Below are 9,258 nucleotides of genomic sequence, written 5' to 3' on the forward strand. Positions count from 1 at the left end.
CCAGCGCGATGATTACGTGGTCGAGGTGTTCAGCTTGGTCGAGACGTTGTTGAACGTCTTGGTCAGGCTGGTGCCCAGGCCCTGCATCGCGGCAATTGCGGCAACGGCGATCAGCGCGGCGATCAGGCCGTATTCGATTGCGGTCGCACCCTTGGAATTCTTGAAAAACTTGCGGATCGTCTTCATTCCGGTCTCCATCGTTTCGATTGCGTCTGTGTCACCCGGCTGCACCGGACGGACCGGATCAGCGATTTGAGGGATACAAGTGGTTGGTTGAGAAAGGTTTAAGGTGGGCGCCGTTTCTTTTGCGGATCAGCGCGCGTTGGCGACCTTCGAGTTGACGTTGCCCCACATGCCCGTCGTCGTATCGGCAAGCGCGGTGAGGCCGGCGATCATCGCGATCACGACCAGCGCGATAATGAGCCCGTATTCGATCGCGGTCGCCCCCCGTCTTTCGCGCATTACGCGCGCGATCGTTCGGATGACGGCATGCGTCGCGACGGATATAGGGCTCATGAATGCGGTCTAGTCGCGGGGAAATTAAGGAATGACCAACGATCCGCCCGTATCGGTACCGATGCCCGCTGCGTCGTTGCTACTGCCCGTCGTAGCGGCCGCATTGGTCGATCTCGAAGGCCGCGTGCTTTTGCAGCAACGTCCGGAAGGCAAGTCGCTTGCCGGCCTCTGGGAGTTCCCTGGCGGCAAGATCGAGCCTGGCGAAACTCCCGAGGCTGCCCTGATCCGCGAACTCGAGGAGGAACTGGCGATCGTCGTGCCGCACGCGTGCCTCGCGCCCGCGACGTTCGCCAGCGCGCCGCTCGGCGATCGCCATTTGCTGTTGTTGCTCTACATCACGCGCAAATGGACCGGCGTGCCGCGCGCGCTCGAAGCGACCGCGCTACGCTGGGTGAGGCCGAACGAGATGCACGCCCTGCCGATGCCGCCCGCCGATCGCCCGCTGATCGGTCTCTTGGATGCGCTGATCTGAACCTGGCGCGTCTTCGTTGACTGGACACGCTGCAAAGCATTCAAATGCCAATAACAATGCGTCCGACACGTCCGTTTGTTGGTTGATGGGCGGGTATGTCGGCTCGTCGTAATCTTTGGCTCGTCACCAAGGCGGGTCGGCATACTCCGTGTTCAAAAAAGCGCTTGATCCCGGACGTTTGCAGGCGCATGAAATCCGAGCCGGCTACGTCCCAAGACCGTATCCGGCCATCCGGACTGCGGCTCGCGCGCGTTATTCCCTTTTCTCGAGCGAGCCGTTTCCGTCGATTACGGAACACCGAGCTCGAACGATCGGGTTCCATGCATCTACTTCGGTCCAACCACCACGGTGCACCGTCGGATTTGACCCCCGCGTTCTCACTGCACGGTCTGATCTCGTCGCACCATGGGACGCAATCTCACGCCCAGGCTGATAACCAGGGGCCAGAATATCGTGTTGCCGATATCCGAAAGCGTGTCGGCCCAGCGCATGCCGTAATTGAGATAGTCGAGCGTCTCGTTGCCAAGTTCCGCCAGGACGACGACCAGCAAGGGGATGAGCGTCCCCAAAGACCGGCCGCTGACGAGCCGTACGAGCATGAGGATGATGAGCCCGGCATGGATATGGAGGATCGCGTCGGGCAGGCCGGTGCCGTCTCCGATCCAGAGAATAAGCGAATGATACAGCGCGGGAATATCCATCGCCGGGCAACAGCCGAGATCGGCATCAAAAGCAAGGATGTGGCCGTGCGACGCGTATCGTCACAAGCGTGGCGTGATACCGAAAAACATCCATTCGCGACGTCGTCGATACTCGGTTTTTATCGCTAGCGACCATGTTCGGGTCAGATGTCAGTGCGTGGAGGCGGTGTTTCCGCGGGCAAATACGCTAATCTATTCCGATCAAGCTGCTGCAATTCCTGTTTAATTTGACGTTTAGATTCGGCGGTTACGTCGGACTCGAAGGAGTTCGCGTTGATACGTCTCATCTACATCAGTACCGCCCGCTCCGAGCTGTCGAAGGCCGAGCTCGAGGGTGTGCTGAACGCGTCGCGGCGTAACAATGCGGCGGTTGGCGTGACGGGCTTGTTGGTTGTCGGCGGACGTCGGTTCCTGCAGGCGCTCGAAGGACCGGCGGATGCGGTTGTGCAGACGTACGACCGCATCAAGGCCGATGGACGCCACTTCGCCGCCGTGACACTCGACAACCGTCCGATTGCCGAGCGCAGCTTTCCCGACTGGGCAATGGGCCATCAGCCTGGCAGACCCTTGCGCGGTGACGGTGCGGTTGCAGACGATGTGGCGAGGCTGATCGCGCCGATCGCCGATCCCACCATGCACGCGTATTTTGCGGAGTTCGCCAAGAAGCACGCCGCCTGAAGTGCTCGATGCCGGCGGTTTAGCGTTGCATGCGCCGCGCCAAACGATCGATCTCTCGGTCTGTGTTATCTACGATCTACGGTCATGACGTGGCTCCGTACAGTTGGTTGTGCGTTTGAACGCAACGGAGGAGACTGACATGGTAGCGAGAGAGAAGATCACGGACGGTGCCAACGAGCGCGCCATCGACGAACCGATTGCGGGCACGGCTCCGGGTATTCCCGATGACGCACTCTTGCCGGGCGAAGAGCTGCCGGAGGAGCCGAAAGACGAAGACGTAGCGCGAGTCGCGCAGAAATTGGGCGCGCCAACGCCAACGCTAACGGAGGCGTCGTGATGTCCGACGACGCGACACAGACTCGCCAGCGCGAGATCGCCACGGAGCATCTGCTGTTCAAACTCATGGAATATGTCGAAGCGCGGCACGCCGGGCTCCTCGATTTCATGGAACAGAGCCTCGACCACCTCGGCGATCCGGCGACTGATGGTACCAAGGATGACGAAGCCGTGCGCAAGATCGCAAAGGGCATGATTGTCGGCGCGCGCAAACAGGGCGTGAACTAGCCGAGGTGACTTGGGAGATGTCGGTCGCCTGTGCCGGGGGACCGCATCTCCGACCGCGACTTCCTTTTTAGGCTTATCGGGTTGCCGGTCGTGGCGTCTCCCTGGCCAAATCTGACCCAGTTGGACTCGTAAGAACATTGCGGGAACATCAATCCGATGCGATGAGCGTTCCAACGATTCGAGGACACGATCATGGCCGAGTACGACGACGACCAGCAGGAGCCGAAGCCCGCGTTTGGCAAGTGGCTGCTGACGCAGCGCGACCGGGGCGATTGGGTCGACGGTATCGCCGACGCTGCGCGTGCGGATCGGACCTTTCCCAAGAACGGCGATCCGGAGGCGGTGCGCACACATTTGCGCAACCAACAGGCCGACGGTGACGCCTTCGCCGCGATCGACGATGCCGAGAGCGATTGGATGGCGGTCTAGACGGTAATGGTCGTCATGCGGCGATTAGTGAGACCGTATCGGCGGCAGTATCGGACGGGGTTGTCGATACGTTAGGAGTTTGTCCGAGGGCGCAAGGAATGCGTCTGGGGCAGGGTAGGATGACTGGTCGATCAAGCTCGAACTAAAAGGGGCGTCCCGTTAACCGGAACGCCCCTTGAGCTAGATCGGCGTTGAAGACGTTGGCGATTACGCCATCGAAACCTTCGTCCGCGTGGATGTGTGCCCACCCGAGCGATAGAGGACGTCGGCGGCATCTTCGGCGTTGATCCCGGCAGCGCTGGTATCGACGGAGACGAACACGCCGCCTTCATTGATGCGGCCTTCATAGTAGCTGGCATCGACGCGGCTGACACCGTGATCGGTCATAACCTTCTCCAGCCCGCCAACGGCGCCACCGAGCGCCGCGCCCGTGATCGCAGCGCCTGGGATGGCCGCGGACGCAATCGCGCCAGCGGCAACGAGGGGACCGACCCCGGGGATAGCGAGGGCTGCGATGCCGAGCAGCGTGCCGATGCCTGCGCCAGCCGCGACCTTGCCGACGAACTCCTGCGTGTCGCCGTTGCCGTCCGTGGTGGTGTTCTTGCCGTCATGCTGGGCAACGATGGAGATCGCGCTGTCGTTGATACCGGCCGCGCGAAGCTCGGCCACGGCGCGCTCGGCGTCTGCATGATTATCGAAAACCGCGGATACCAGGTTCGTGCTCATCATCAGTTCCAGTCGGGGACAGATTGTAGATGAGCGTAGAAGCCGCGTCGAAGGCCTAACGTTCCGGAAATTGAGAGTTAGCGGCGCGTTAACTTCGAATGGTGCGGGTAAGGTGGCCGACTAGGATCGCGTCTGTGAGTCGCAAGGATAGGGCAGCGGAAATCGCCGCCCAGGGAGGGTAAGGCGATTGCCGGCAGGGTGTCGAAGCCTATTGGTACCCGCCGTTTTCCTCACGCTCCTTGGCGGCGTCCTCCTGTACCTTTTCCATCTCCTCTGCCTCGTCAGCGGGCGTTGAGTCGTCGGTTTTCGGATCGTCGATCAAGGTCATCTCCTTGCCAGTTCAACGCGCGGCCAAGCTTTTGGGCTCAGCCATAATGTCTGAAAGTCGCTCAGGCTGCGGCACGAACAACCGGACAAACTTTGCGGTTCATTCAGGTCGAGACGCCGCTGCGCACGACGCTCCGCTGGGGCCGCCGGTCCTGGGTGCCGGAGTGCGGGCATTTTAAAACGACAAGGGTCGTGAGGTCGCTGTCTGGACGATCGCCCCCGGCACCAGGGTGGGGGGCGGCATTTCTCGTTATGAAATCTTCGGCAGCCCGAGATCAAAACCGGCATTCACTGGAGGCCCGACCGGGAATCGAACCCGGGTGCGAGGATTTGCAGTCTTGATACTTGGAATTCCCGAACGTTCCGGGAACGTCCGAAGGCTTTGAATTAACGTTACTTTCACCGCTTGTTCTGCCTGAAGAACATTCCCGAAACGTCCGTGTAATGCCGGGCATGATTACACAGGAATTACGCCATGCCCGATCGCCCGCGCTCATCTCGCCTCAGACCGGCTTGGCGCCCGCCCTGCCACACTTCGCGAACTTGCCATTCGCGCTCTTGCACCGAACCGTCTTAGCCGGCGCCTTCAGGCACTTGGTAAAGCGTCCCTTGGCGTCCTTGCACGGCGCCGCCATTGAGGGGGCTCCATCGAGCAACGACAGCGAGGCGGCAGCGAACAGCAGTTTACGCATCTGGCTTTCTCCTGCCCGATGACCGGGCCATAAGAAACTGCACCGCCGCCGCCGCCAGCGCGTCAACGGCGGAGCATTTTCGTTTAGCGATGACGTTTACGTCGGCAGTTCCCGTCCCGGTGTTCGGCGTGTCTCTGATGAACAGGACAGGACGCGCGGTAGTTAGACAGTGCCTGCCAGTTCGGCCTCCAGGGCATCGGCGGACCGATCGAGCGCGAGCGCTACCTGCTCGATCGCATCGCTCAGGACGGTTCCTGTCATATGCGAGTGCAGTTCACGGTATTCCTGTGCCTGCCGACGCATTTGCTCCGGTGTTTTGGTCATGAGGGTTAGATAACGGCCCAACCTTTACGGCGCATGACCGATCGCGAGCTTGGTGGGCGTGGCCAGGCGGCCAGGAACTAAAAACATAAGAGACTTCGGAAATGGGTCCGATTTGATTGCTGAGCGGTTGCTGACATGATTGGACTCGTTATGAACTCAAGATCGACCTCGGCTGTTAGCGTGTTTTCTGCGCAACAGGGATTAGTCCACGTAGAAATATGGCCGTCATCGCTCACCATGACAGCCGAAGATGCCGTTATAATGGCTGACGATATTACAGATGCCGCAGCGGAAGCCCGAGGACAGCGAATGATGGCCGACGCTCAACGGAGCGTGAAGCCGACGTAATAACGGGAAGGCCGCGCGCACCCAGTTTCGGATGGCTAGTCGACGATAATAGTGGAGCAACGTCGCATGCTTTTCCATCAAGCTGGAACCTACGCAGCGCTCGGCGAACGGACCCGTAGCAGCGTGCTGTCCGACAGTTAGGCGAAAGCTGCTGCGTTAAAAGTTTCCGTCCACCCAAGGCGCAGCGTTTGCATATCTTTGAGCCCGGATTTACTCGCTGCGCGGGTAAAGGCGCACGCCAAAACCGCGACGCTGTTTCATTAATCGAGCGTCAAAGGTTCAATCGTGATGAAACTTGTAGAGCTTCCATATTCGATCGAAATGGCAAACCAAGTTGCACCCCGCGAATGGACGTCGGTGGCGTCGCGCATGGTACTGCCGAGCGCGGTGTTTGAAATAATGCTCCGGCGGCGAGATTGTCCTTTGCTTTCGTTCAGGATCTTTCACCGACCGACCGGGCAAGTGCACGACGAGTAAACGGCCGGCGTGTTCCGAATCATAGGACGATGCCTGTCGCCTCAAGCTGACCGTGCCCTGCCCCAGTAGCTTGTCGGCAGGCGTCATCAGTCGCTGATAGTCCACCCGAGTTTGGGGTCACGGCCTCGCACGGGCTGAGCCGATTTTATTGCCTGCTGGAAACGTGTGTTGGTCGTCGCTTGGGGTGAGAGGGGGCGTTGAGCCACGGGCTGCGGATACTGCAACGCCGGAGGAGCCACCGCCCCAGTCACCACTTGCGCCGGAAGCGTGGGAGCGGTGACTGGAACGATCCCCGGCTGAACTATCGCAGTGCGTCCGCCGCGTATCCGTAGCTTGCCGTCAACAATCGTTGTTACCTGGCTGCGTACCATGCCGCCTGCGACCAGCGATGTAACACCCCCCGTCCCATAACCTGACGAGAACACATCCCGGCCAAACTCGTCTTGACCAGCTAAGATAGGCACACCTGGCCGTGATCCCCCGGGGCCACCGAGGATGCGCATAATTTCGAGCACGTCGGCGGTGTAACAGCTCGTTAGCTTCTTAGAGCGGCAGCCAATCGGTGGCACAGCATCATGGCTAGGTCGGGCGTAGACTGTTGCCATATCCAGGCCAGGCGTCTTCGAGCCGTTACCACCTAGCAGAAAGAGGTAGCGGTAGCCGAGCTCACGCGCGCGCTCTGCAGCTCGATATAGGGCCATATCTATCGCATCAGTCCGACCGTGGACCGCGGCATCAATACGCCACGATCCGTCTTTTTCGGTTCGGTCCTTGTAGCCGGTTTGGAAGCCGATGACGTTCCAGCGCTTCATTGGACCGTAGTATGGCGCGTCGTCGCCACCCGCCCACGCAGGCTGGGCGATTGCCAACAGTACGACGCAAGACAGCAACCGCTTCATCGCAGACCCCTTTAACGAATCTCCGTGCGGTAACCGACGATCGTTAAGGTACGGTTGCCTCGTTTGAGCGTTCTCTTTTCGAAGCGCAAACGTAGACGTGCCGCACTCGCTTTTTGAGCTGGAGAATGTCTTGGCCGGCCGCGAGCGCACGGACGATGGCGAGAACAGCAGGGCAGGGTTCGTCGTTTGGTAGACAGAGGGGGAGAGCGTGACGAAAGGGCTATCGGCACTATTGGCGCTATTGGCACGGGGTCTTGCTGTCGAGCCGCCCTGTTCGAATAACTTGTAGGCTCCTGAGCGCGACCACGCGGCTTTCACCCCGGCGTCGGTCAGCATAGGATAACCTCGATCAGGGGAGAATCAGGTGAGTTTTTCAGAACACATGGCCGCCAAGTGGCGGGGCGAGGTCAATGAACTTGAGGAACGCGCGAATTACTGGGAAACCGGTAAGCTCCGTGCCTATGCGAACGGCGCCGATGTGACCGACGAACAGGCCCCAATGCTTCGCCGCCATGCAGCGGCGTTACGTGAAGCAATCGCAATGATAGACACCAAATAGTCATGTCTTTCGGCGGACAAGCCCGCCGCCGCACACCTTGAGTTTCCAGTAGGAGAGTTATCTCAACGCAAATATCGCTGCTGGAGAACGGATTGGTAAATGCCATTGAATGGAGAGATGCAAAACAGGTGCCAAAAAATGTTTGGAGCCCGCTCGAGGATGCAGAACTGGCACGCCGCTATATGACTGGCGAGCCGGTCGACAGCATCGCGGTTTTCTTCAGCCGTTCGGCAGCTGGTGTGACTACCCGGGCGAATACGCTGGGGTTACGCCGCCGGAAGCTAAAGGCTGATCCTTCCAACGAAGGCAACGCGTTGTGGGTGATTGGTGCCGCGCTGCGTTCGGCAATCCCGGAAACTGACCAGTCGTTTGCACAAGATCTTCTCGATCAGCTAAAATGATCACTGGTTGCATCAGCTTTAAGCGCCGCCAGCCGGGTCACGGAAAGCTCTATGGCTGTTTCGATCATGGCGCATACAACATAACTATCGCTCTTCGCAGCGAGAGGGAGGGCAAGCCTCAAAAGGCGTGCAACTGTTTCCATCTCGGGTATGCGTGAATTTAAATCGTCCGTCATCGACGCCGAATGGTTTCAACGAGATAGCGTTCCAGATATGTTGAGAATTGGATCAAAATATTTTCGAAAAAGGTACTACTTGATATTTGTTATCTCAGAGAGTTGCTCTTGATCAAGATCGCATTGCCGTGAGCAGCATCTCGTTGAATTGTGCTGGGACAAAGGGGAAGGCTTTTGGTCATTAAGGCGTATAAATTTTCTAGCATTTCTAGGCGCTGTGGGTCTCTCGATAAGAATCGTCGTTGGTTGCCATCCTGACGTGGCTTGTCCGCTCACGTCTTCGTTGCAGACGTGAGGCGACGGTACATAAGCCCTTCGCTACCGTGACGGTTTCCCGCGGCTCACAGCGGAATGTCAGTGAGCGCCAAGGTCGTTCTCCGGCCTCGGCCAAGGCAGGCCGTCATTCGTGAACTTCGCGATCACTGTCGCGTTTGTATACTACCAGTTAGCTCCGGAAAGTGACTGGCTGGCTCGCTTACTGGTGCACCGTAAGCGGGCCGTTACGGGCGGACGGAACTTCGCACTGTCGGTGCGTTATGGTCTCGCCGGGCTTGCTTGGCAGTGGCTCGGTCGGCCCGCCTCGCGCTCATCACGTTAGGGGCGGGCCGTGATCATGACGAAACCGTAGCCCTTGTGAGTTCGTATCTGGATCGCCGGGACGGATCCTCCCAAATGCGCGTTCCGGCCGGCTCGCCCTTCTGACCTTCGGGCGAGCCGTTTTTTTACAGGGGCGCTACTCAGACTCGAAACGCGTTACGGCTTTATCTTTGAGCAACGCACGCAACTGCCTTTGCAGAGCTAAGCTACTCAAATGCGATCTAACATGATCGAATCCCTCGCGAGATAGCTGCAAGCGAATGTCTGTTATCGTGCGTGCTTTACCGCCTCGCGCGATCTCGAATGCTCGTTCTATGATCGCCATACGCAGTGTTACCACGGGTAGGCCAAGACGAAGACTGTTTCCTTACA

At 59.1% G+C, this 9,258-nt stretch carries 14 protein-coding genes and 1 tRNA gene; 7 read left to right on the forward strand and 8 right to left on the reverse strand.

Annotation, left to right across the window (positions count from 1 at the left end; genetic code table 11):
- Nucleotides 1-12 precede the first annotated feature (12 nt).
- Both ASE82_RS10145 and ASE82_RS10150 read right to left on the reverse strand, forming a co-directional pair.
- Nucleotides 13-186, reverse strand: a complete 174-nt coding sequence (locus tag ASE82_RS10145; protein WP_056063336.1) for a Flp family type IVb pilin — start codon at nt 184-186, stop codon at nt 13-15.
- A 126-nt stretch (nt 187-312) separates the two neighbouring features.
- Nucleotides 313-462 (reverse strand): Flp family type IVb pilin, encoded by a 150-nt coding sequence (locus tag ASE82_RS10150; protein WP_235524653.1) that lies wholly within the window; start codon nt 460-462, stop codon nt 313-315.
- 85 nt (nt 463-547) lie between these two features.
- On the opposite strand from ASE82_RS10150, the gene ASE82_RS10155 reads away from it, so the two are divergent.
- Complete coding sequence (locus ASE82_RS10155) at nt 548-988, forward strand: (deoxy)nucleoside triphosphate pyrophosphohydrolase (RefSeq protein ID WP_435368550.1); 441 nt, start codon at nt 548-550, stop codon at nt 986-988.
- 377 nt (nt 989-1,365) lie between these two features.
- Here the strand turns inward: ASE82_RS10155 and ASE82_RS10160 are convergent, their stop codons facing one another.
- Nucleotides 1,366-1,689 (reverse strand): hypothetical protein, encoded by a 324-nt coding sequence (locus ASE82_RS10160; protein WP_056062430.1) that lies wholly within the window; start codon nt 1,687-1,689, stop codon nt 1,366-1,368.
- Nucleotides 1,690-1,962: 273 nt separating this feature from the next.
- On the opposite strand from ASE82_RS10160, the gene ASE82_RS10165 reads away from it, so the two are divergent.
- The 4 genes from ASE82_RS10165 to ASE82_RS10180 all read left to right on the forward strand — a co-directional run bounded on the left by ASE82_RS10165 (nt 1,963) and on the right by ASE82_RS10180 (nt 3,360).
- Nucleotides 1,963-2,367, forward strand: a complete 405-nt coding sequence (locus ASE82_RS10165; protein ID WP_056062434.1) for a BLUF domain-containing protein — start codon at nt 1,963-1,965, stop codon at nt 2,365-2,367.
- Nucleotides 2,368-2,506: 139 nt separating this feature from the next.
- Entirely contained in the window at nt 2,507-2,704 is a 198-nt protein-coding gene (locus ASE82_RS10170) for a hypothetical protein (RefSeq protein ID WP_056062438.1), read from the forward strand.
- Entirely contained in the window at nt 2,704-2,931 is a 228-nt protein-coding gene (locus ASE82_RS10175; RefSeq protein WP_082441427.1) for a hypothetical protein, read from the forward strand. The genes ASE82_RS10170 and ASE82_RS10175 overlap by 1 nt, the downstream gene beginning before the upstream one ends.
- Before the next feature lie 192 nt (nt 2,932-3,123).
- Complete coding sequence (locus ASE82_RS10180) at nt 3,124-3,360, forward strand: hypothetical protein (RefSeq protein WP_056062440.1); 237 nt, start codon at nt 3,124-3,126, stop codon at nt 3,358-3,360.
- Nucleotides 3,361-3,567: 207 nt separating this feature from the next.
- Here the strand turns inward: ASE82_RS10180 and ASE82_RS10185 are convergent, their stop codons facing one another.
- The 4 genes from ASE82_RS10185 to ASE82_RS19725 all read right to left on the reverse strand — a co-directional run bounded on the left by ASE82_RS10185 (nt 3,568) and on the right by ASE82_RS19725 (nt 5,429).
- Nucleotides 3,568-4,086, reverse strand: a complete 519-nt coding sequence (locus ASE82_RS10185) for a general stress protein (protein WP_056062442.1) — start codon at nt 4,084-4,086, stop codon at nt 3,568-3,570.
- Between the two features lie 619 nt (nt 4,087-4,705).
- Nucleotides 4,706-4,829: transfer RNA gene (locus ASE82_RS19435), tRNA-Cys, on the reverse strand.
- Nucleotides 4,830-4,916: 87 nt separating this feature from the next.
- The gene (locus ASE82_RS10190) at nt 4,917-5,105 is read right to left on the reverse strand and encodes a hypothetical protein (protein ID WP_056062445.1); all 189 of its coding nucleotides are present in this window, start codon (nt 5,103-5,105) and stop codon (nt 4,917-4,919) included.
- A gap of 162 nt (nt 5,106-5,267) precedes the next feature.
- The gene (locus tag ASE82_RS19725) at nt 5,268-5,429 is read right to left on the reverse strand and encodes a hypothetical protein (RefSeq protein WP_162236735.1); all 162 of its coding nucleotides are present in this window, start codon (nt 5,427-5,429) and stop codon (nt 5,268-5,270) included.
- A gap of 2,088 nt (nt 5,430-7,517) precedes the next feature.
- Here ASE82_RS19725 and ASE82_RS19440 point away from each other — a divergent pair.
- On the forward strand, nt 7,518-7,712 hold the full coding sequence (locus ASE82_RS19440) for a hypothetical protein (protein WP_156348854.1): 195 nt from the start codon (nt 7,518-7,520) through the stop codon (nt 7,710-7,712).
- A gap of 92 nt (nt 7,713-7,804) precedes the next feature.
- Nucleotides 7,805-8,113, forward strand: a complete 309-nt coding sequence (locus ASE82_RS19445; RefSeq protein ID WP_156348855.1) for a hypothetical protein — start codon at nt 7,805-7,807, stop codon at nt 8,111-8,113.
- Here ASE82_RS19445 and ASE82_RS19450 read toward each other — a convergent pair.
- Nucleotides 8,101-8,289 carry a hypothetical protein gene (locus ASE82_RS19450; RefSeq protein ID WP_156348856.1) on the reverse strand — a complete coding sequence of 63 codons (189 nt, stop codon included), beginning with the start codon at nt 8,287-8,289 and terminating at the stop codon, nt 8,101-8,103. The genes ASE82_RS19445 and ASE82_RS19450 overlap by 13 nt on opposite strands.
- Nucleotides 8,290-9,258: the final 969 nt, after the last annotated feature.

Source organism: Sphingomonas sp. Leaf230, assembly GCF_001421745.1.
Classification (GTDB): Bacteria; Pseudomonadota; Alphaproteobacteria; order Sphingomonadales; family Sphingomonadaceae; genus Sphingomonas.

Excerpts from the sequence above, each read along its gene's own strand:
- ASE82_RS10145 (WP_056063336.1), bottom strand. The coding sequence starts at position 186 with ATGAAGACGATCCGCAAGTTTTTCAAGAATTCCAAGGGTGCGACCGCA.
- ASE82_RS10150 (WP_235524653.1), bottom strand. The coding sequence starts at position 462 with ATGCGCGAAAGACGGGGGGCGACCGCGATCGAATACGGGCTCATTATC.
- ASE82_RS10155 (WP_435368550.1), top strand. The coding sequence starts at position 548 with ATGACCAACGATCCGCCCGTATCGGTACCGATGCCCGCTGCGTCGTTG.
- ASE82_RS10160 (WP_056062430.1), bottom strand. The coding sequence starts at position 1,689 with ATGGATATTCCCGCGCTGTATCATTCGCTTATTCTCTGGATCGGAGAC.
- ASE82_RS10170 (WP_056062438.1), top strand. The coding sequence starts at position 2,507 with ATGGTAGCGAGAGAGAAGATCACGGACGGTGCCAACGAGCGCGCCATC.
- ASE82_RS10175 (WP_082441427.1), top strand. The coding sequence starts at position 2,704 with ATGTCCGACGACGCGACACAGACTCGCCAGCGCGAGATCGCCACGGAG.
- ASE82_RS10180 (WP_056062440.1), top strand. The coding sequence starts at position 3,124 with ATGGCCGAGTACGACGACGACCAGCAGGAGCCGAAGCCCGCGTTTGGC.
- ASE82_RS10185 (WP_056062442.1), bottom strand. The coding sequence starts at position 4,086 with ATGAGCACGAACCTGGTATCCGCGGTTTTCGATAATCATGCAGACGCC.
- ASE82_RS10190 (WP_056062445.1), bottom strand. The coding sequence starts at position 5,105 with ATGCGTAAACTGCTGTTCGCTGCCGCCTCGCTGTCGTTGCTCGATGGA.
- ASE82_RS19725 (WP_162236735.1), bottom strand. The coding sequence starts at position 5,429 with ATGACCAAAACACCGGAGCAAATGCGTCGGCAGGCACAGGAATACCGT.
- ASE82_RS19450 (WP_156348856.1), bottom strand. The coding sequence starts at position 8,289 with ATGACGGACGATTTAAATTCACGCATACCCGAGATGGAAACAGTTGCA.